Origin of the sequence: Vibrio cincinnatiensis (genome assembly GCF_022113815.1) — a bacterium.
Classification (GTDB): domain Bacteria; phylum Pseudomonadota; class Gammaproteobacteria; order Enterobacterales; family Vibrionaceae; genus Vibrio; species Vibrio cincinnatiensis_A.
This window is the reverse complement of the sequence record NZ_SGOM01000005.1, coordinates 131,705-151,415: the sequence shown is the minus strand read 5'-3', so window position 1 is coordinate 151,415 and position 19,711 is coordinate 131,705. Positions and strand designations below refer to the sequence as shown.

Here is a 19,711-nt window from a genome sequence, read left to right as displayed (position 1 = left end):
TATAGATGAGATAGAGAGATGAAACTGGAAGGAGTATCGATATTCTTAATATTGAGAAGTACGTCAATAATGGGTCATACATTGATAGGCTGTATTAATGAGGGGTAATTCGGTAGGCACAGCGATGTTGCCCTGCAATGATGTGTTCACTACGCTCAATCGTACACTCATCACCCAATAAACGCTGAAAAATATGAAGTTCAGATTGACACAAAGCCGGGCATCGTTTCGCGGCTTTGCAGATAGGGCAGTGATTTTCAAACAGCATAAATCCCCATTCCGTGACTTCAAGCTCAGCCATATACCCCTCTTGCTCGCGCAAAGCGACCAAGGTTGTTAATTTACTGGTTAACGAATGACAGGCTTGCAGAGCGAATTGGTAATTAGAGAATGTCTGAGCTTCACGCTCAGCGGTGACTTTAGCTAATCCTTCTTGGCCAAATAAGTGCTCAACGGCTTCAATCACTTGAATGGTTAATTCACCGTGGCGATCTGCAAATTGATTATGACCTTTTTGGGTGAGTGACCAGTGTCGAGTCGGGCGGCCAATTTTTACTTTAACATCATGAAAAGCAAGAATGCCGTCTTGCTCTAAGCTTTGTAAGTGCTGACGAGCGCCCATCGTTGTGATCCCCAAATCGTTGGCGAGCTGCTTGGCTGTGACCGCACCTTCACGCTTGATGGTATGTAATATCCGCTCGATGGTCTTCATAATCTTCCTCTTTATACTGTGACTATTATGGATAAACCGCTTAATAAAGCAAAGAATTTACAATCTTGTTACGGAATGGGTTCGGCATACTCAAGAGAATTTCCAGACAAATTTGTTAATTAGATCACATTTTTTTTGCGTTTCCCCCTTGGGTTATGGGGTTCTCTCCCCCACATATCACTCACAAGCTGGTCAATCAGCGTTTTATTAACCAAACGGAAATCTATTCAGGAGAGAGGACCGATGAATATTCGTCCATTACATGATCGAGTTATCGTTGAACGCCAAGAAGTTGAATCAAAATCTGCTGGTGGCATTGTTCTCACTGGTTCTGCGGCTGAGAAATCCACTCGCGGTACCGTACTTGCCGTAGGCAAAGGTCGCATTCTTGAAAATGGCACCGTACTGCCTTTGGATGTAAAAGTCGGTGATACGGTAATTTTTGCTGAAGGTTACGGCACTAAGACCGAAAAAATCGACGGCAAAGAAGTTCTCATTTTGTCTGAGAACGACATTTTGGCAATCGTTGAGTAATTGCTCACAGCAAAACTAACCGATCAAAAACGAATTCTAGAGGAAATACAAAATGGCTGCTAAAGACGTAAAATTTGGTAATGACGCTCGAGTAAAAATGCTGGAAGGGGTTAACGTTCTAGCGGATGCAGTAAAAGTGACATTGGGCCCTAAAGGTCGCAACGTTGTATTAGATAAATCTTTTGGTGCTCCTGTGATCACTAAAGATGGCGTTTCTGTGGCTCGTGAAATTGAACTGGAAGATAAATTCCAGAACATGGGTGCACAAATGGTTAAAGAAGTGGCTTCACAAGCGAATGATGCGGCGGGTGATGGTACGACAACAGCAACGGTTTTAGCTCAATCTATTGTCAATGAAGGCCTAAAAGCGGTAGCGGCGGGCATGAACCCAATGGACCTAAAACGGGGTATTGATAAAGCCGTCGTGGCAGCAGTGGAAGAGTTAAAAACACTCTCTGTACCATGTGCTGACACCAAAGCAATTGCCCAAGTCGGTACTATCTCTGCAAACTCAGATTCAAGTGTGGGTAACATCATTGCTGAAGCGATGGAAAAAGTAGGCCGTGATGGCGTCATTACGGTTGAAGAAGGTCAAGCACTACAAGACGAGCTAGACGTTGTTGAAGGTATGCAGTTCGACCGTGGTTACTTATCTCCTTACTTCATTAACAACCAAGAAGCTGGAAGTGTGGATCTAGAAAATCCATTCATCCTATTGGTGGACAAAAAAGTTTCTAACATCCGTGAACTGCTGCCTGTACTAGAAGGCGTAGCCAAAGCCTCTCGTCCATTGCTGATCGTTGCTGAAGATGTGGAAGGTGAAGCTTTAGCGACACTGGTTGTCAACAACATGCGTGGTATCGTAAAAGTTGCGGCAGTGAAAGCTCCCGGTTTTGGTGACCGCCGTAAAGCCATGTTACAAGATATCGCAGTCTTAACTGGCGGTACTGTGATCTCTGAAGAGATCGGTCTGGAGCTAGAAAAAGCCGCTCTAGAAGATCTTGGTCAAGCGAAACGTGTCACGATCACCAAAGAAAATACCACCATTATCGATGGTGCTGGTGAAGAAGAGGCGATTAAAGGTCGTGTGACGCAAATTCGTCAACAAATCGAAGAAGCAACGTCTGATTACGATAAAGAAAAACTGCAAGAGCGTGTGGCGAAACTGGCTGGCGGTGTTGCTGTTATCAAAGTCGGCGCAGCAACTGAAGTTGAAATGAAAGAGAAAAAAGATCGCGTAGAAGATGCATTGCATGCAACGCGTGCTGCGGTTGAAGAAGGTGTTGTTGCGGGTGGTGGTGTAGCATTAATCCGTGCAGCCTCCAAACTGACTGAGCTAACGGGCGATAACGAAGAGCAAAACGTCGGTATTCGTGTTGCATTACGTGCGATGGAAGCTCCGATTCGTCAAATTGCGAAAAACGCTGGTGATGAAGATTCTGTCGTGGCTAACAACGTAAAAGCGGGTGAAGGTAACTACGGTTATAACGCGGCTACGGGTGAATACGGCGACATGATCGATATGGGTATTTTGGATCCAACCAAAGTGACTCGTAGCGCGCTACAATTTGCGGCATCGATTGCTGGCTTGATGATCACAACAGAAGCGATGGTCACTGACCTACCAAAGAAAGATGCGCCAGCGATGCCTGATATGGGCGGAATGGGTGGCATGGGCGGCATGATGTGATGCGGGCTTAGTCTCTATCTCTTAAAAAACCGGGGTTTTTACTCCGGTTTTTTTATGGCAAAAAAATGGCTAGCCAAGTGGACTTAAGTTTTGCACACTAAATTGACGTTTCTAAGGAAGGAATAGTATGCATATTCAAAAACTTAAACATCACACCGTCTCGGTGGATGTGAGTATTGACCAGTGGACATTGGCGGCAGGGCAACATTGGGGCGTCTTTTCTACTCACAGTCATGCGGCCTCTTTACTCGTTAAGATACTCAGTGGGGAGATCACGCCACAACAGGGAGAAATGACGGAGCTTCCGGAGGGGGTCGCTTGTGTTTCTCTTCATGAGCAACAGCGTTTACTGGATTTTGAGTTAGAGAACGATGAAACGGATTTTATGGATCAGATTGATTATGGTTCAACCGTAGAAGAGTTACTGGTGGATGCGGGATGTGCGCGTGATGATCTTGATGAATTACTGGCTAAAACAGATTTGTTGGCAATTCGTCGACGGGGTTTTCGTCAATTATCAACCGGAGAAACTCGTCGTGTGATGTTAGCACGGGCCATAGCAGGCAAACCGCAGTTACTGATTTTGGACGAACCCTATTCAGGTTTGGATGCTGCACATCGAATTCAGCTTACGGCGTTGCTCACTGAACTCGCTCAATCCTTGTCACTGTTGATCGTTACTTCTCGTGAGGAAGAACTGCCACCATTTATTACTCATGTTGCTCTTTTTGACGAAAAAACATTGTCGCAAACGTTGACTCGTGAAGCTTGGTTGTCTCATCCGGTGATGGCACAGATGAAAGCATTGTCACAGGAGAAAAGTGAGGCAATGTTAGCCTTGCTTCATGCTCATCAAGCTCCTCATCCATACCCTAATCCTTTGGTTATGATGAAGGATGTTTCTGTGAAATATGTTGATGCTTCGATTTTTCATGGCGTCACTTGGCAAATTGAGCTGGGGCAGCATTGGCAGATTCGTGGCCCTAATGGGTGTGGTAAAAGCACCTTACTGGGATTAATTTTGGGAGATCATCCACAATGTTACAGTAACGATATCACTGTACTTGGTATGAAACGGGGGAGTGGTGAAAGTATTTGGGATGTGAAACGGCATATTGGCGTGGTTTCATCGGCTTTGCATCTCCAATATCGGGTTAACTGTAGCGCATTGGAAGTGCTAGTGTCGGGTTTTTATGACTCAATTGGTCTTTATCAACAACCCAGTAAAAAAGAAATTTTGTTGGCGCGTGAGTGGTTGAGTATTCTGGAGATGAGTGAGTTTGAAAAGGTCGGTTTCCGTCAACTGGATTATGGTCAGCAGCGATTATTGTTGATCGGGCGTGCGTTAATTAAACAGCCCGCATTATTGATTCTTGATGAGCCTTATCAAGGACTTGACTATCTTAATCGTAAGTTGATCTTCCATGCTCTTAATCGAATTGCCTCTAGCCAATTGAGTCAGTTGTTGTACGTGACTCACTATGATGAAGATCGGTTGGATGCCATTCATCACTTTATTGATTTTGTTGGGCCGGATGAACATGGTTATCAGGTCCAGATACATCAAACATCGCCAGCAAGGACGTATGAGAGGCGTCAATAAAGACGCGCTCTTCCTTTAGTGACGACGACGTAACCTCTGATGAACGCCTCGACGTAGGCTTTGAAAGGTATTTTCGACTTTATCTACCCCATAGAGCACGCTTAATGCTAACAAGGTGATGACGACCGATTGTCTCCAATAACCTAGGCCAATCATTAATCCTAGCGCTGCCAGTACCCAGATCACTGCCGCAGAGGTGACGCCATGAATTTTTCCATCTTGAGTCATCATGACACCAGCACCTAAAAAACCGACACCAGTAATGATTTGTCCTAGTACACGTGCTTGATCCAGTGTGTTTGGCGAAAGAGAAACGGCCATCGCCATAAAACAGTAAGTACCGGAAATGATTAAGATAGACGTTCGAATGCCGACGGGTTTTCCTCGGGTTTGTCGTTCTACCCCAACCAGTAACCCATTAAGCGCACAGCAAAAGAGAGCCGGCCAATGAAAAGGGCCAAGGTCTAATAATACATCTAAGTTCACCACGTTCTTCTCCGGAAAATCAATCGGCAAGCGAGCAGTATGCCTTAGCCATTGACGATGTAAATGGCGAATACCATAAGGGTAGATAAAAGATTTTTAGCGTGACGATAGGTCAAAACAGGGTGTCACTCTAGGTGTAAGTCCAACGGTGTCTTACTGGGTCGGCCACCGATTTCACGGGTCAGTTTCGGTACCAGATAACCGGAAACTTGCTCTATAACGCCTGACATAATGGCTCTTGCTTGTTCATCGCTGACGTAGAAATGAGCCGCGCCTTGCACTTTATCCAGTACGTGTAAGTAGTAAGGCAGAATGCCAGCATCAAACAGTGCTTCACTCAAGGCAACCTGAGCTTCAATAGAATCGTTCACTCCTTTAAGGAGTACACCTTGATTGAGCAAAGTGACGTGCGCTGCGCGTAATCGAGCCAGTTGCTGTGTGAGTTCCCCATTAATTTCATTAGCGTGGTTGATGTGCGTGACCAGTAATACTTGCAAAGAGCTATTGGTGAACAGGGCCACCAGTTCATCGGTAATTCGAGCTGGAATCACGACGGGCAAGCGGGAATGGATCCGAAGTCGTTTAATATGGGGAATAGCGGCAATACGTTCGAGCAGCCAAGCAAGTTCGTGATCTTTAGCCATTAAAGGATCGCCGCCAGAGAGGATGACTTCATTCAATTGGGGGTGTTGAGCAATGTAATCTAAGCTTTGTTGCCAAGCATGCTTATTGCCTTTGTTCTCTTGGTAAGGGAAGTGGCGCCGAAAACAGTAGCGGCAGTTAATCGCACAACCGCCTTTGACGATCAGTAAGCAACGGTTACGGTATTTATGTAACAGGCCTGGAATTGGATTTTTTTGTTCTGCTAAAGGATCGGTTGAGTAGCCTTCATGTACCTCAAACTCGGCACTGAGCGGTAACACTTGACGCAGTAGAGGATCGTGTGGGTTGCCCTTCTCCATTCGCTCAACAAAACTGAGCGGCACCCGCTGGGCAAATAAGTCACGAGCTTGGAAGCCGGCTTGCCAAGGGGTGGGATCAATGTCAAGCTGTGTGAGTAATTGACCCGGATCAGATATCCCATTTGCTAGCTGTTGTAGCCAGTTTTGCTCAACAGATTGGACTTTTCGGGTTATTATGTGCGGCATTGAATTTAACTCGAAGAATGTAAGAGGAAATAATGGCTACTGTTAGCACGAATGAATTTAAAGGCGGTCTCAAAATTATGCTTGATAACGAGCCTTGTGTCATTCTCGAAAACGAGTTTGTTAAACCAGGTAAAGGTCAAGCGTTCAACCGAGTACGAATCCGTAAACTACTTTCTGGCAAAGTACTCGAGAAAACCTTTAAGTCAGGTGATAGCGTAGAAGTTGCAGATGTTATCGATATCGATCTTGATTATCTGTACAACGATGGTGAATTCTATCACTTTATGAACAACGAAACCTTTGAGCAAATTGCAGCAGACCTTAAAGCGGTTGGTGATAATGCTAAGTGGTTGGTTGAAAATACAACCTGTACATTGACCTTGTGGAATGGTAACCCAATTTCAGTGACACCACCAAACTTCGTTGAATTGGAAGTGACGGAAACCGATCCTGGTCTGAAAGGGGATACGCAAGGAACAGGCGGTAAACCCGCTACATTATCAACCGGTGCTGTGGTTCGTGTTCCGCTCTTTATTGCGATTGGCGAAGTGATCAAAGTAGACACTCGTAGCAGTGAATACGTTAGCCGCGTAAAATAAGGTAATCAGCCTCTATAACTTATAGGGGCTTGATAGATTGAAGACATAGTAAAAAGAGCCAGCATACGCTGGCTCTTTTATTTTCTATCCATAACGCTTGGGTTAAATCAGGAAGATAAACACCACGGATAAGATAGAAATTAATGCTGCAAATGCATAGCATGCAATTTTACCCGCAAGCCCAGTATGGAATTTCAGGTCATGCATACCATGGTGCAAACGGTGCATCGCATGCCACATCGGTAATGAGAGGGTAGCAATGATAAACAGTGCGCCAATAATACTGGTGGCAAATTCAGCTACTCGCTCGTAGCTCATAGCTTCTGCATCAATAATCCCCAGAGGGGCAAGAATGCCAAGCACGAGAATGGTGATAGGGGTAATCATGGCAAACCAAGTGCCGCCAGCCCCAAATAGGCTCCACCATACAGGTTCATCTGAACGTTTTGGATTGGTATTAATCACAATAAGCTCCTTACACCACAATGAGAACGATCAGTGAAATAATGGCCACTGCCGCCCACTGAGTCAAAACGATGATTCTTTTATCCAGCAATTTACCTTTGATACGAATAGGCACCACTTGTGGCATCATGCTGAAGAAGGTTTGGGCATGGAATAGGCTACCCGCTAGCGCAACAATATTGATGGCGATAACCAGTGGGTTTGCCATAAAGGCAAGCCAGCTATTCCAAGCTTCTGGCCCTTTGACCAGCGCGCCCAAGCCTACGGTTAAAAATAGCGTAAATAGAATGAGCGGAAGTACCGTCGCTTCACGCACCATGTAGAAACGGTAGAAGGGGTGATCTTTCCACCAAGTACGTTTCATTTCACGAACATAAGGTTTACGGTTACTCATCCTCAAGCCTCCTGTGGTTTCAGCATAGCAATGACGAAGTCCATTGAAGACTCAACTTTACCTTGGTTAACCGCCGCTGCTGGGTCAACGTGTTTCGGACACACTTCAGAGCAGTAGCCCACAAAAGTACAACCCCAAGCACCATTTTCACCGTTGATTAGCTTCATGCGTTCAGCTTTACCATTATCACGGCTATCAAGGTTGTAACGGTGTGCCAATGTTAATGCTGCAGGGCCGATGAACTCAGGGTTTAAGCCAAACTGAGGACAAGCGGCATAGCACAAACCACAGTTAATACAGCCAGCAAATTGCTTATAACGAGCCATCTGTTCTGGCGTTTGTAGGTTGGTACCATCTTCTGGTTTACGGTCATTACCGATAATGTAAGGTTTGATGGCTTCTAGACGTTCGATAAACGGAGTCATATCGACAATCAAATCTTTTTCGATCGGGAAGTTGGCCAATGGCTCAATTTTCACGCCATCAGGATAGTCGCGTAAGAAGCTCTTACAAGCCAATTTTGGTACGCCATTCACCATAATGCCGCAAGAGCCACAAATTGCCATTCGGCATGACCAGCGATAAGAAAGATCTTTATCTAGGTGATCTTTTACATAGCCAAGCGCATCCAGCACTGACATGGTGTCATCAAATGGGACTTCAAATGCTTGTAGACGCGGCTCGGCATCTTTTGCTGGGTCATAGCGTAGAATTTCTACTTTCTGAATTCGATTCGCTGACATTATTTTTGCTCCTCTGCGCTTTGCTTCGCCTCTGCTGCCGCCGCTTGTTCTGCTGCTTCACCGTACAAACGCGCTTTAGGTTGCGACTTAGTAATGGTGACAGGGCTGTAATCGATCTTCGGCGCCTGATCTTCTTGATAGAAAGCCAATGAGTGTTTTAGGAAGTTCACATCATCACGCTCAGTACAGCCTTCGTCTAGACGCTGGTGAGCACCACGAGACTCTTTACGTAACAGCGCCGAGTGCGCCATGGCTTCCGCAACTTCTAGGCCATAGCCAACTTCGATAGCGTAGAGTAGGTCGGTGTTGAATACTTTGCCTTTATCTTTGATGCTGATACGCTTATAACGCTCTTTCAGCTCGGCCAGTTTGGCAATCGTGGTTTCCATTAAGTCTTGCTGACGGTAGATACCACACCCCGCTTCCATGGTGTGACCCATTTCAGTTCGGATGGTGGCCCAGTTTTCATCGCCTTCTTGGTTCATCAGAGCGTTAAGACGGGCTTCTACCGCTTTCACTTGTTCTGCGATAGCTTGATCATTCCAGCCTTTGAATGCTTCGGCACGTTGTACGGCATGTTCACCCGCCACACGGCCAAAGACCACAAATTCTGCCAATGAGTTTGAACCTAAACGGTTGGCACCATGCAAGCCAACAGATGCACACTCACCCACAGCAAAAAGACCCTGGATACGAGTTTCACATTGACCATTGGTTTCAATGCCCCCCATGGTGTAATGCACGGTTGGGCGAATTGGAATCGGCTCTTTGGCTGGATCGACGTTGACATAAGCTTTCGCCAGTTCACAGATGAACGGCAGACGCTCTTGCAGATACTCTTCACCTAGATGGCGCAGATCAAGGTGTACCACATCACCCAGTGGGTGTTTAATGGTGTTACCTTTTTGTTGTTCATGCCAGAAAGCTTGTGACACTTTGTCTCGTGGGCCAAGTTCCATGTATTTGTTTTTTGGCTGGCCAACAGGGGTTTCAGGGCCCATGCCATAATCTTGCAGATAACGGTAACCATTTTTGTTGACGATGATACCGCCTTCACCTCGACAACCTTCAGTCATCAAGATGCCTGTACCTGGTAAGCCAGTGGGGTGATATTGAACAAATTCCATATCACGTAGCGGTACGCCATGACGATAAGCCATTGCCATACCATCGCCTGTTACAATACCACCGTTGGTATTACAGTGATAAACACGCCCCGCACCACCAGTTGCAAGCACAACGGATTTAGCTTTGATCGTGACCAGTTCACCTTCTGCCATATGAATAGCGATCAGGCCTTGAACTTCACCTTCTACCACCAACAAATCCACCACAAAGTACTCATCAAAACGGTTGATTTGTGGGTACTTCATTGAAGTTTGGAATAGAGTATGTAGCATATGGAAGCCAGTTTTATCGGCAGCAAACCAAGTTCGCTCGACTTTCATACCACCAAAACGGCGTACGTTGACTTCCCCGTTGTCTTTACGACTCCAAGGACAGCCCCATTGCTCCATTTGGATCATTTCACGTGTTGAATTCGCAACGAAATATTCTACGACATCCTGTTCACACAACCAGTCACCACCACCAACGGTATCGTTGAAGTGGTTATCTAAGCTGTCTTCTTCCTTGATAACTGCTGCGGAGCCACCTTCGGCAGCGACCGTATGAGAACGCATTGGATAAACTTTGGAAATAAGCGCGACTTCCAAGTTTGGGTTTGCTTCAGCCGCTGCAATAGCAGTACGAAGACCAGCGCCACCAGCGCCGATGACTGCGATATCTGTGGTAATAGTTTGCACAGTTATCCTCCAGTGTAGTGATTATTATGGGGATCAGTTGTTGTCCCTGATTATGATGTGCAGCGTGATTCGATTCGAAGAGGCTCTTCTGTCTGTTCTCGCTACTTGTACCAAAGTGGTAGTGGCTAGTTTAGAAGAGGAGGGGTAAGAAAAAATTGATTTTGTTAGGCTTTTGCTCCGGTAATGCAAGGACAAGCATACTTATTATTCTTTGTGTGATGTAAATCACAAAAATACCCTTTGGTGAGTTAGTTGGGTTTTCCTTTTTAAGCGAGTAAAATGCCCCTTCCTGAGAATTAGCCGATCGTATTTATGAACCAGTCATCATGGATGCCTAGCGCATCAATTCAACAACTTCAGCAGCGTGCGCGTTTATTGCAGGGGATTCGTCAGTTTTTTGCTGAGCGAGAGGTGTTAGAGGTTGAAACTCCGGCTATCAGCCATGCGACAGTGACGGACATTCATTTGCAAACGTTTCAAACCGAGTTTGTGGGCCCAGGTTATGCGCAAGGGAAAAAACTCTACTTAATGACCAGCCCTGAATTTCATATGAAGCGGTTGTTGGCGGCAGGAAGTGGTTCCATTTATCAATTGGGTAAGGCCTTTCGAAATGAAGAAAATGGCCGTTACCATAACCCAGAATTTACTATGCTTGAGTGGTATCGAGTCGGCTTTGATCATCATAACTTAATGGATGAGGTCGATGCGCTATTGCAAACGGTTCTTTCGATTTCAAGTGCAGACCGAATCACCTATCAGCAGGCGTTTCAACGAGTGTTATCGGTATGCCCGTTAGAAAGTACCATGACGGAACTTAAGCAAGCCGCTGAGAGGTTGGGGTTGAGTGATATTGCGCAGCCAGAGCAAGATAGAGATACTTTATTACAGTTGCTGTTTAGTATCGGGATTGAACCGCATATTGGTCAGCAGGTGCCGATTTTTGTCTACGATTTCCCAGCATCACAGGCAGCGTTAGCCAAAGTTAACAGTCAAGATCCTCGTGTGGCGGATCGCTTTGAAGTTTATTTTAAAGGGATCGAGTTAGCGAATGGGTTTCATGAATTGGATAACCCGCAAGAGCAGCGCTCACGTTTTGAACAAGATAATGCAAAGCGCCTTGCGATGGGCTTGGTTGAGCAGCCGATTGATGAGCATTTAATTGCAGCATTAGAGGCTGGTTTACCAGCTTGTTCGGGGGTTGCTTTGGGAATTGATCGACTGATCATGCTGGCTTTAGACGAAGATCATATCGATAAGGTCACGGCTTTTCCGTTTCCTCGTGCTTAGCGCTCGCGTCAGGCTAGCAACCTCGTTATACTTCATCACTATTTTGAACCACCATTGCAAGAGCACAGGATATGCAAGAGTACATACAGTTTTTCCAACAGAACATGATTTTATCTCTCGCTTGGGTAGGCGTTTTAGTTGCATTGATTCTTAATATTTATAAGTCATCAACGGCAGCTTTTAAAGAAATTAGCCCCTCTCAAGTGACTCACTTGATGAACCGTGAGAACGGTATTGTGATCGATATTCGAACAAAAGATGAGTTCAAACAGGGCCATATTACCGATGCGGTTCACATTTTACCGTCGGAAATTAAAGCGGGGAACTTCGCTGGGATTGAAAAACATAAAGCTGACCCCATCATTGTGGTATGTAAAACAGGCCATACAGCGCGTGAGATTGCTGCCGTGCTAGTTAAAGCTGGTTTTGACAATGTTAGCCTGTTAAAGAATGGGTTAGTCGCCTGGAGCGACGCGAAGTTACCTCTTGTTCGCGGTAAGAAATAGCTCTTATCGTGGGGCTCTGCTGGCGCTGATAAATAAATCAGCGCCGATTCGTTCGAGTTGTGATGTTTGCCACGTATTCGGTTTTTCATCTAGTGATTTCATTCACACTCGTTTAGTCTCAGGGCATTAACTTTATATCCGAATTGATCAGTATTAAGGACGAAATCATGGCTGAAGCCGCACAACAACAAGCACCACAACAAAATTTTGCCATTCAACGCATTTTTCTAAAAGATGTGTCTTTTGAAGCGCCAAATTCACCCACTATGTTCCAAAAAGAGTGGAACCCTGATGTGAAGTTGGACCTTGATACTCAAAGCCGCGAACTGGGCGAAGGCGTATATGAAGTCGTGTTACGCTTGACCGTTACTGTGAAAAATGCAGAAGAGACCGCTTTCCTGTGTGAAGTTCAGCAAGGTGGTATTTTTACTGCAGAACAGATGGAAGCGGGTCAATTGGCTCATTGTTTGGGGGCGTTCTGTCCTAACATTCTGTTCCCTTATGCGCGTGAAACCATTTCTAGCCTGGTGGTGAAAGGTACTTTCCCACAATTAAACTTGGCTCCGGTCAACTTTGATGCGCTCTTTATGAACTACCTACAGCAGCAAGCCGCTAGCGAGACGCCAAGCGAGGCGTAATCCATTACGGCTTTTTGCCCAATGTAAGGTAAAATACAATGCACAGAGCAGCTCATTGAGTAATGCGATGTGCATTTTTATTTCTTCCAGAATCAAGTGACGTTTCCTGTTTATCGATTTTGGCAACAACACGATGGCTATCTATCAGGCGGAAAGATGACAGATCCAAAGACAAATAATGTCTACGCAAAAGCAATTAGCATGACGGTGATCGGTGCCGGTTCTTACGGAACCTCTCTGGCTATTTCTTTGGCTCGTAATGGAGCAAATATCGTGCTATGGGGGCATGAACCTGAACACATGGCGCGCTTACAAGCCGATAGAGCAAACCATGAATTTTTACCAGGAATCGATTTCCCGCCCAGCTTAATCGTGGAGTCCGACCTTGCTAAAGCCGTACAAGCTAGCCGAGATCTGTTAGTGGTTGTACCCAGTCATGTCTTTGGTATTGTCTTACATAGCTTGCAACCTCACTTGCGTGAAGATAGTCGAATTTGTTGGGCAACCAAAGGGTTAGAACCCGAAACGGGACGATTACTACAAGAAGTGGCTTATGAAGTGGTAGGACGCAAGATGCCTCTGGCCGTTTTGTCGGGGCCAACCTTTGCTAAAGAGCTAGCGATGGGAATGCCAACGGCGATTTCAGTTGCTTCTCCTGATGCGCAGTTTGTGGAAGATTTACAGGAAAAAATCCACTGTAGTAAAACATTCCGTGTTTATGCAAATAGTGACTTTATCGGCATGCAGCTTGGTGGCGCAGTCAAAAATGTGATCGCCATTGGTGCGGGGATGTCAGATGGTATTGGATTTGGCGCGAATGCGCGCACCGCTTTGATTACCCGAGGTTTAGCTGAAATGTGTCGGTTAGGCGCTGCATTGGGTGCACAAGCCGAAACCTTTATGGGAATGGCTGGATTAGGTGACTTAGTGTTAACCTGTACCGACAATCAGTCTCGAAATCGGCGTTTTGGCCTGGCGTTGGGGCAAGGAAAAGAAGTGGAAACCGCTCAGCAAGAGATTGGTCAGGTGGTGGAAGGCTACCGCAATACGAAAGAAGTGTGGTTGTTGGCTCAGCGAATGGGTGTTGAAATGCCCATCGTTGAACAAATTTATCAAGTATTGTATCAAGGAAAAGATGCTCGCTTAGCGGCGCAAGATTTGCTTGCCCGAGATAAAAAAGCAGAGCGATAACCCTAGGGAATGCCTGTCGACAGGTGGTGGATGAATTAAAAGCGAAGTAAACAGCAGCGATGAATGAGAACCTCATACTGCTGCTTCGCAAAGGCAGAATAAACATGAAACATTGCGCACAAGTCAAAGTTTGGCAAACCATTATCAAAGAAGCGCGTGAGCAATCTGAGCAAGAGCCAATGCTGGCGAGTTTTTATCATGCGACGATCATCAAACATGACAGTTTACCTGCCGCATTAAGTTATATTTTGGCGAATAAGCTGAGTACGGCATCGATGCCTGCGATGGCGGTGCGTGAGGTGGTTGAAGAAGCTTTTGCTTCAGATCCTAAAATTGCTGAGTCTGCGGCTTGCGATATATGCGCAACGGTCAATCGAGACCCAGCGGTTTCCATGTATTCTATGCCGTTGCTTTATCTAAAGGGCTACCATGCACTACAAGGTTATCGAGTGGCGAATTGGTTATGGAAGCAGGGGCGAATTGCGTTAGCGACCTATTTACAAAATCAAATATCTGTCGCTTGTCAGGTGGACATTCACCCTGCCGCGAAGATTGGTCGTGGCATCATGCTTGACCATGCCACGGGTATCGTTATTGGTGAAACGGCAGTGGTGGGGAATGATGTGTCTATTTTGCAAGACGTGACCTTAGGGGGAACGGGTAAAGAAGGCGGTGATCGCCATCCCAAAATCCGTGAAGGGGTCATGATTGGTGCGGGGGCCAAAATACTTGGTAATATCGAGGTCGGGGAAGGGGCAAAAATCGGCTCTTGTTCAGTGGTGTTACAACCAGTTCCAGCTCATACAACGGTGGCAGGTGTGCCCGCTCGAATCGTTGGACGACCTAAAACCGATAAACCCTCATTAGATATGGATCAGCAGTTTAATGGGCGATCACAGACCTTTATGGGTGGTGATGGAATTTAAGCATCAATGCTAGGTTATGGAATACCAAAAAAAAGATGATGTCTTTACGACATCATCTTTTTTTCTTTAGGCTTGACTTCAGGCCATGTGCTCAAATTCATCAATCACTTCTTCTGCCCAACGAATCCAAGCTTGGCGAGTAAGTAAATTGCGGCGTAGCGTTAAACGTTCTAAGCGTTGCTGCTTATCCATTTCGGTTGGGTTAGCATAGTAAGCGGCTTCAATTTCTTGATAATGAGCCACTAATTTGCGTGACTCTTCAACCAATTCACGCAATTGAGTTAGATAAGGCGTGGCAGACTGCACCGAGCAGGCCATGAGTTTTGCGCTAAATTCATCTCTAACGGTTGGGTGTGCGGTAGGTTGATCAAACCATTCGCCTAATGCTGCTCGGCCTGCCTCTGTAATGGAATAAACTTTACGATCAGGTTTACCTTCTTGAGGCTCTAGCACACAAGTCACTAAACCTTGTTGACCCATTTTGTTCAGCTCACGATAAACTTGTTGGTGGCTGGCTTTCCAGAAATAGCCGATGCTAGCAGAAAACTCTTTAGTAATATCGTACCCAGTGGCATCACGAGTACTAAGAACGGTGAGTATAACGTGTGGTAATGACATATCTTCAATCCAAATGGTTAATAAACTTCGCAAATAGACTTAACCATCTCGTGAGCTTCTATTGGCACACTGTGACGTAAGGCATCAGTCTTTTCCCAGTAATCCATACTGGGGTTGTGTCACCTTTAAAGCCGTTTATCACCTAAAATTGATATGTCTTTGCATATCTGACTGCGATTTGGAATATTTAAAAGAATATCGCAAGAGCGCAGTAGTATATCTAAATAATAAGCATAAAGTAGAATAAAAAATCATTTACTTCAAAAAAACTGATATTATTCTCAATAAAATATAGCTATAAAAATAAAAGGCCACAATGATGCGGCCTTTTGGTAAAAGTTAGCGTTTTATGCTGGTTAGGTTAACCTGTGTTACGCATCCCAGCAGCAATCCCTGCGATGGTGACCATGAGGGCTTCTTCTAACTCAGGATCAGACGTTTCAGACTGACGAGTTCGATACAAGAGCTCGGCTTGCAGCATGTTGAGTGGCTCAACATAGATATTACGCAGGCGGATTGATTCGTGTCCCCACGGATCACTTTGCATCAAGTTCTCATTATTTTCGACGTTTAAGACGGCTTTAATGTCTTTTTGTAGCTGAGCGCGTAATCGCTCACCCAGTGGGCGCAAAGAAGCTTCGACCAGACGTTCATCGTAGTAGCGAGAAATATCAATGTTACACTTGGTGTACACCATTTCCAGCATCCCTAAACGTGTGGAGAAGAATGGCCACTCACGGCACATTTCTTCTAGCAAGGCTTGATGGCCTTTATCGATGGAGTACTGAATCGCTTCACCTGCACCAAGCCAAGCGGGTAACACCAAACGGTTTTGGCTCCATGAGAAGATCCATGGAATGGCACGCAAGCTTTCTACACCACCGCTTGGGTTTCGTTTTGCTGGACGAGAGCCGAGTGGTAGTTTGCCAAGCTCTTGTTCTGGTGTCGCTTGACGGAAGTATGGAACAAAGTCTGGCTCACCGCGAACCACTGCTCGGTAGGCTTCGCAAGAGACTTCAGATAACACTTCCATCAGATCGCGCCATTCCTGTTTTGGCTCGGGAGGCGGTAGTAGATTTGCCTCTAAAATGGCACTGGCATAGAGGTTAAAGCTATTTACCGCGACTTCAGGTAAGCCAAGTTTAAAGCGGATCATTTCCCCTTGTTCGGTAACACGTAGCCCACCTTGTAAACTTTTCGGTGGCTGAGAAAGTAGTGCGGCATGAGCTGGAGCACCACCACGGCCAATGGTACCGCCACGTCCGTGGAAGAGTGTCAGTTCAACACCTTCTTCTTCAGCGACTTTCACTAAGGCTTCCATTGCGCTGTACTGAGCCCAGCCAGCTGACATGACGCCGGCATCTTTTGCTGAGTCAGAATAGCCGATCATTACCATTTGATGGTTTTGGATAAAGCCACGGTAAAGGTCAATGCTCATTAATTGTTTAATGACGCTTTCTGCATTGTTTAAATCTTCTAAAGTTTCAAACAGTGGGCAGACATCCATGCGGTATGGGCAGCCGGATTCTTGTAGTAGTAAGTGGACGGCTAAGACATCAGAGGCGGTTCTTGCCATCGATATCACATAAGCACCAAAGGCATCACGCGGTTGAGCTGCGATGATTTTACAGGTATCTAATACTTCTTTTACTGGTTCGGATGGTTCCCAGTCGAGAGGTAATAGTGGCCGCTTAGAACTTAATTCATTGGTTAAGAAAGCGATTTTATCTTGTTCGCTCCATTGATCATAATCACCAATGCCCAAGTAGCGAGTTAATTCAGATAATACATCCGAGTGACGAGTGCTTTCTTGACGAATATCGAGACGAACTAAATGTACACCGAATGCTTTGACTCGGCGAAGGGTATCAAGCAAGGAACCATCGGCAATGACACCCATTCCACATTCGTGTAGTGAGCGGTAACAAGCATAGAGAGGATCCCAAAGCTGGCTGATATCTTGTAATGGTGCTTTGACCGCAAGCTTCTGACCATGAATTTTACTATCTAAAATCGCCAGAGTGTCTTGTAGCAGTGAACGAATGCCTTTGAGTACCGCACGATAAGGTTCGTGAACATCTTCGCCTGCCAATGCGCGCAAGGCGTCATTGCATTTGGTCATAGAAAGCTCACTGATTAACTCATTGATATCCGAAAGATATAAATCAGCCGCTTTCCAACGAGAGAGCAGTAACACTTCACGAGTTATGGTGTGGGTAACAAATGGGTTTCCATCTCGGTCTCCCCCCATCCACGATGAGAAGTGAACAGGGCGAGCATCAATCGGAAGCCCTTCACCTAAGTAACCTTTTACGCTTTCATCCAACTCACGTAAAAACTCAGGAACCGCTTGCCACAATGAGTTTTCAACCACAGCAAAGCCCCATTTCGCTTCATCAAGCGGAGTTGGGCGTTGTTTGCGAATCACATCTGAATGCCAACCTTGGGCGATAAGTTGTTCTAATCGACGTTCAGTTTTATGGCGCTCTTTCTCAGAAAGATCGGTCAGTTCTAGTTCAGACAGGCATTCGTTGATTTTGACCAAGTTGTTAATCATGGTACGGCGAGTGATTTCTGTCGGGTGAGCGGTTAGCACCAATTCAATATTGAGATCACGGATCGCTTGTGCGCTGTCTAATTTACTGACGCTGTTATCGGCTAATTTTGCGAATAAACTTTGCAGTGCATCAGGTTCATTTGAGTGCTCACCACCATGACGAGAAATAGTATGGTATTGATCGGCAATATTGGTGAGGTTGAGGAATTGGTTAAATGCTCGAGCAACCGGAGTCAGTTGGTCGTTATTGAGATTTTTGATTTCTTCGATGAGCTGTTCTCGGTCAGCTTGATTGCCTGCACGAGCCGATTTCGATAATTGTCGGATGGTTTCTACTTTTTCTAAAATAACGTCACCATCGGCATCTTGGATTGTTTGGCCCAATAGTCGGCCCAACATGCTCACGTTACTTTTCAGTGCGGCGTACTTTTCGTTCATTGTCATCCTGCCTTGTAAAAAAATTACATCCAATGTTCTTCTGTTTAATTACACAATCTAGCGAAGTTTGTCCAGTATAGTCAAACAAAGTAGACTAAGATTTCATTTATCGCAGCGGAATAAATAGTGGACGATGTGTAATAAAATGTCAGATATTGTTGAAATTTTCTTACAATAACCCCTGATGGGTAATTCATCGCTCAGGGGCTATATGGATTCTAGATATTAAAAGCAGTATTTCCGCATCGCTTGGCAAAGGATATGAATCGTAGGTTCGATAAATTCAAAAGCTAAAAACTCATCTGGCTGGTGAGCTTGATCGATGGAACCTGGACCTAATACTAAGGTTGGGCATACCTGCTGTAAAAATGGCGCTTCAGTGCAGTAATTTACGGTTTGAGCTGGTTGCTGACAAAGTTCACTGACACCATGAATAAAGGGGTGATCATGTGGGCATTCATAACCAGGGATAGCATCATGCAACGGTTCGATAGCAATACGGCCGGGCCATTTCTCTTGCACTTCTTTTAGGGCCCCACGAAGTAAATTATCTAACCCATCTAAACTGATGCCAGGCAGTGGGCGAACATCATAATGGAGCTCACAACAACCACAAATTCGGTTTGGGCTATCACCACCATGAATATGACCAAGATTTAAGGTGGGATGTGGAATCTCAAAGCCAGGGTGGTGATACTCTTTTATCAATTTATCGCGCAGTTTCATCAACGCAAACATCACCTCATACATGATCTCTATCGCATTGACCCCTAACGCCGGGTTGGAAGAGTGACCCGATTGGCCTGTTACTCGAATTGCATTTGCCACATGGCCTTTATGCCCATAAACCGGAATTAAACTGGTGGGTTCACCAATAATGCAGTAATCGGGTTGGCAAGTGGTGTGCTGAGTAAAATGGCGAGCTCCCAGCATGGTGGTTTCTTCATCACAGGTGGCCAATACGTATAACGGTTTTTTCTGCTGGCTCCAATCGAGTGTTTTCACGGCCTCAAAAATAAAAGCAAAGAATCCTTTCATATCGGCGGTCCCTAGACCGTAAAAACGATTATTGGATTCTGTTAGCGCATGAGGATTAAAATTCCAACGTCCTTCATCAAAAGGAACAGTATCACTGTGGCCAGAAAGTAATAACCCTCCATCACCATCCCCTTTTTTACCGAGCAAGTTGTATTTGCCAGGGGCAATTTCACTGACCTCTACCTTAAAACCGAGCGTAGTTAGCCAATCAGCCAGTTTGGTGATGACCGATTCGTTACCTTGATCCCACTTTGGATCGGTGGAGCTAATCGATGAGGTTGAAATGAGACCTTCATAGACCTCAAGGAAACTGGGTAATGGCATATTATCTTT

At 45.5% G+C, this 19,711-nt stretch carries 19 protein-coding genes; 9 read left to right on the top strand and 10 right to left on the bottom strand.

From position 1 onward, the window contains the following. Positions 1-94 precede the first annotated feature (94 nt). Complete coding sequence (locus EXA13_RS08570) at positions 95-712, bottom strand: helix-turn-helix transcriptional regulator (protein WP_238104803.1); 618 nt, start codon at positions 710-712, stop codon at positions 95-97. 243 nt (positions 713-955) lie between these two features. Here EXA13_RS08570 and EXA13_RS08565 point away from each other — a divergent pair, with 243 nt between their 5' ends. The 3 genes from EXA13_RS08565 to EXA13_RS08555 all read left to right on the top strand — a co-directional run bounded on the left by EXA13_RS08565 (position 956) and on the right by EXA13_RS08555 (position 4,539). Continuing rightward, positions 956-1,246: a co-chaperone GroES gene (locus tag EXA13_RS08565; RefSeq protein ID WP_238104801.1), complete on the top strand. Its 291-nt coding sequence runs from the start codon at positions 956-958 to the stop codon at positions 1,244-1,246. 52 nt (positions 1,247-1,298) lie between these two features. Continuing rightward, positions 1,299-2,936: a chaperonin GroEL gene (groL, locus tag EXA13_RS08560; RefSeq protein ID WP_238104799.1), complete on the top strand. Its 1,638-nt coding sequence runs from the start codon at positions 1,299-1,301 to the stop codon at positions 2,934-2,936. A gap of 127 nt (positions 2,937-3,063) precedes the next feature. Then, a complete protein-coding gene (locus EXA13_RS08555) occupies positions 3,064-4,539 on the top strand; it encodes an ATP-binding cassette domain-containing protein (RefSeq protein WP_238132799.1) in 1,476 nt (491 codons plus the stop codon). A 15-nt stretch (positions 4,540-4,554) separates the two neighbouring features. Here the strand turns inward: EXA13_RS08555 and EXA13_RS08550 are convergent, their stop codons facing one another. Next, positions 4,555-5,028 carry an MgtC/SapB family protein gene (locus EXA13_RS08550; protein WP_238132798.1) on the bottom strand — a complete coding sequence of 158 codons (474 nt, stop codon included), beginning with the start codon at positions 5,026-5,028 and terminating at the stop codon, positions 4,555-4,557. A gap of 122 nt (positions 5,029-5,150) precedes the next feature. Beyond that, a complete protein-coding gene (gene epmB, locus EXA13_RS08545; RefSeq protein WP_238132797.1) occupies positions 5,151-6,173 on the bottom strand; it encodes an EF-P beta-lysylation protein EpmB in 1,023 nt (340 codons plus the stop codon). A gap of 32 nt (positions 6,174-6,205) precedes the next feature. On the opposite strand from epmB, the gene efp reads away from it, so the two are divergent. Beyond that, positions 6,206-6,772 carry an elongation factor P gene (gene efp / locus EXA13_RS08540; protein ID WP_099610518.1) on the top strand — a complete coding sequence of 189 codons (567 nt, stop codon included), beginning with the start codon at positions 6,206-6,208 and terminating at the stop codon, positions 6,770-6,772. A 102-nt stretch (positions 6,773-6,874) separates the two neighbouring features. Here the strand turns inward: efp and frdD are convergent, their stop codons facing one another. Genes frdD through frdA form a run of 4 tightly spaced genes read right to left on the bottom strand, consistent with a single transcriptional unit; the run spans position 6,875 to position 10,179 of the window. Then, entirely contained in the window at positions 6,875-7,237 is a 363-nt protein-coding gene (gene frdD / locus EXA13_RS08535; RefSeq protein WP_238132796.1) for a fumarate reductase subunit FrdD, read from the bottom strand. A 10-nt stretch (positions 7,238-7,247) separates the two neighbouring features. Continuing rightward, positions 7,248-7,631 (bottom strand): fumarate reductase subunit FrdC, encoded by a 384-nt coding sequence (gene frdC / locus EXA13_RS08530; RefSeq protein WP_238132795.1) that lies wholly within the window; start codon positions 7,629-7,631, stop codon positions 7,248-7,250. Between the two features lie 2 nt (positions 7,632-7,633). Then, on the bottom strand, positions 7,634-8,374 hold the full coding sequence (locus EXA13_RS08525; protein WP_238132794.1) for a succinate dehydrogenase/fumarate reductase iron-sulfur subunit: 741 nt from the start codon (positions 8,372-8,374) through the stop codon (positions 7,634-7,636). Further along, the gene (gene frdA / locus EXA13_RS08520) at positions 8,374-10,179 is read right to left on the bottom strand and encodes a fumarate reductase (quinol) flavoprotein subunit (RefSeq protein ID WP_238132793.1); all 1,806 of its coding nucleotides are present in this window, start codon (positions 10,177-10,179) and stop codon (positions 8,374-8,376) included. Before frdA ends, EXA13_RS08525 begins: the two co-directional genes overlap by 1 nt. Before the next feature lie 312 nt (positions 10,180-10,491). Between frdA and epmA the strand changes: the two genes are divergently transcribed. The 5 genes from epmA to cysE all read left to right on the top strand — a co-directional run bounded on the left by epmA (position 10,492) and on the right by cysE (position 14,727). Next, the gene (gene epmA / locus EXA13_RS08515; protein ID WP_238132792.1) at positions 10,492-11,466 is read left to right on the top strand and encodes an elongation factor P--(R)-beta-lysine ligase; all 975 of its coding nucleotides are present in this window, start codon (positions 10,492-10,494) and stop codon (positions 11,464-11,466) included. Between the two features lie 71 nt (positions 11,467-11,537). Next, a complete protein-coding gene (locus EXA13_RS08510; RefSeq protein ID WP_238132791.1) occupies positions 11,538-11,972 on the top strand; it encodes a rhodanese-like domain-containing protein in 435 nt (144 codons plus the stop codon). A 167-nt stretch (positions 11,973-12,139) separates the two neighbouring features. After that, complete coding sequence (gene secB / locus EXA13_RS08505) at positions 12,140-12,610, top strand: protein-export chaperone SecB (protein ID WP_099610512.1); 471 nt, start codon at positions 12,140-12,142, stop codon at positions 12,608-12,610. Between the two features lie 156 nt (positions 12,611-12,766). Beyond that, positions 12,767-13,801, top strand: a complete 1,035-nt coding sequence (gene gpsA, locus EXA13_RS08500; protein ID WP_238132790.1) for an NAD(P)H-dependent glycerol-3-phosphate dehydrogenase — start codon at positions 12,767-12,769, stop codon at positions 13,799-13,801. 104 nt (positions 13,802-13,905) lie between these two features. Continuing rightward, positions 13,906-14,727: a serine O-acetyltransferase gene (cysE, locus tag EXA13_RS08495; protein ID WP_238132789.1), complete on the top strand. Its 822-nt coding sequence runs from the start codon at positions 13,906-13,908 to the stop codon at positions 14,725-14,727. Positions 14,728-14,805: 78 nt separating this feature from the next. Here cysE and EXA13_RS08490 read toward each other — a convergent pair whose 3' ends face one another. From EXA13_RS08490 to argE, 3 genes are all read right to left on the bottom strand, one after another. Then, the gene (locus EXA13_RS08490; RefSeq protein ID WP_238132788.1) at positions 14,806-15,345 is read right to left on the bottom strand and encodes a PadR family transcriptional regulator; all 540 of its coding nucleotides are present in this window, start codon (positions 15,343-15,345) and stop codon (positions 14,806-14,808) included. Positions 15,346-15,706: 361 nt separating this feature from the next. Beyond that, positions 15,707-18,340 carry a phosphoenolpyruvate carboxylase gene (gene ppc / locus EXA13_RS08485; protein ID WP_238132787.1) on the bottom strand — a complete coding sequence of 878 codons (2,634 nt, stop codon included), beginning with the start codon at positions 18,338-18,340 and terminating at the stop codon, positions 15,707-15,709. A gap of 225 nt (positions 18,341-18,565) precedes the next feature. Continuing rightward, positions 18,566-19,702 carry an acetylornithine deacetylase gene (gene argE, locus EXA13_RS08480; RefSeq protein WP_238132786.1) on the bottom strand — a complete coding sequence of 379 codons (1,137 nt, stop codon included), beginning with the start codon at positions 19,700-19,702 and terminating at the stop codon, positions 18,566-18,568. Between the last annotated feature and the right edge of the window lie 9 nt (positions 19,703-19,711).

What these genes read in the sequence shown, in the direction of transcription:
- EXA13_RS08570 (WP_238104803.1), bottom strand. Translation starts at nt 712, where the DNA reads ATGAAGACCATCGAGCGGATATTACATACCATCAAGCGTGAAGGTGCG.
- EXA13_RS08565 (WP_238104801.1), top strand. Translation starts at nt 956, where the DNA reads ATGAATATTCGTCCATTACATGATCGAGTTATCGTTGAACGCCAAGAA.
- groL (WP_238104799.1), top strand. Translation starts at nt 1,299, where the DNA reads ATGGCTGCTAAAGACGTAAAATTTGGTAATGACGCTCGAGTAAAAATG.
- EXA13_RS08555 (WP_238132799.1), top strand. Translation starts at nt 3,064, where the DNA reads ATGCATATTCAAAAACTTAAACATCACACCGTCTCGGTGGATGTGAGT.
- epmB (WP_238132797.1), bottom strand. Translation starts at nt 6,173, where the DNA reads ATGCCGCACATAATAACCCGAAAAGTCCAATCTGTTGAGCAAAACTGG.
- efp (WP_099610518.1), top strand. Translation starts at nt 6,206, where the DNA reads ATGGCTACTGTTAGCACGAATGAATTTAAAGGCGGTCTCAAAATTATG.
- frdC (WP_238132795.1), bottom strand. Translation starts at nt 7,631, where the DNA reads ATGAGTAACCGTAAACCTTATGTTCGTGAAATGAAACGTACTTGGTGG.
- EXA13_RS08525 (WP_238132794.1), bottom strand. Translation starts at nt 8,374, where the DNA reads ATGTCAGCGAATCGAATTCAGAAAGTAGAAATTCTACGCTATGACCCA.
- epmA (WP_238132792.1), top strand. Translation starts at nt 10,492, where the DNA reads ATGAACCAGTCATCATGGATGCCTAGCGCATCAATTCAACAACTTCAG.
- EXA13_RS08510 (WP_238132791.1), top strand. Translation starts at nt 11,538, where the DNA reads ATGCAAGAGTACATACAGTTTTTCCAACAGAACATGATTTTATCTCTC.
- secB (WP_099610512.1), top strand. Translation starts at nt 12,140, where the DNA reads ATGGCTGAAGCCGCACAACAACAAGCACCACAACAAAATTTTGCCATT.
- gpsA (WP_238132790.1), top strand. Translation starts at nt 12,767, where the DNA reads ATGACAGATCCAAAGACAAATAATGTCTACGCAAAAGCAATTAGCATG.
- cysE (WP_238132789.1), top strand. Translation starts at nt 13,906, where the DNA reads ATGAAACATTGCGCACAAGTCAAAGTTTGGCAAACCATTATCAAAGAA.
- EXA13_RS08490 (WP_238132788.1), bottom strand. Translation starts at nt 15,345, where the DNA reads ATGTCATTACCACACGTTATACTCACCGTTCTTAGTACTCGTGATGCC.
- ppc (WP_238132787.1), bottom strand. Translation starts at nt 18,340, where the DNA reads ATGAACGAAAAGTACGCCGCACTGAAAAGTAACGTGAGCATGTTGGGC.
- argE (WP_238132786.1), bottom strand. Translation starts at nt 19,702, where the DNA reads ATGCCATTACCCAGTTTCCTTGAGGTCTATGAAGGTCTCATTTCAACC.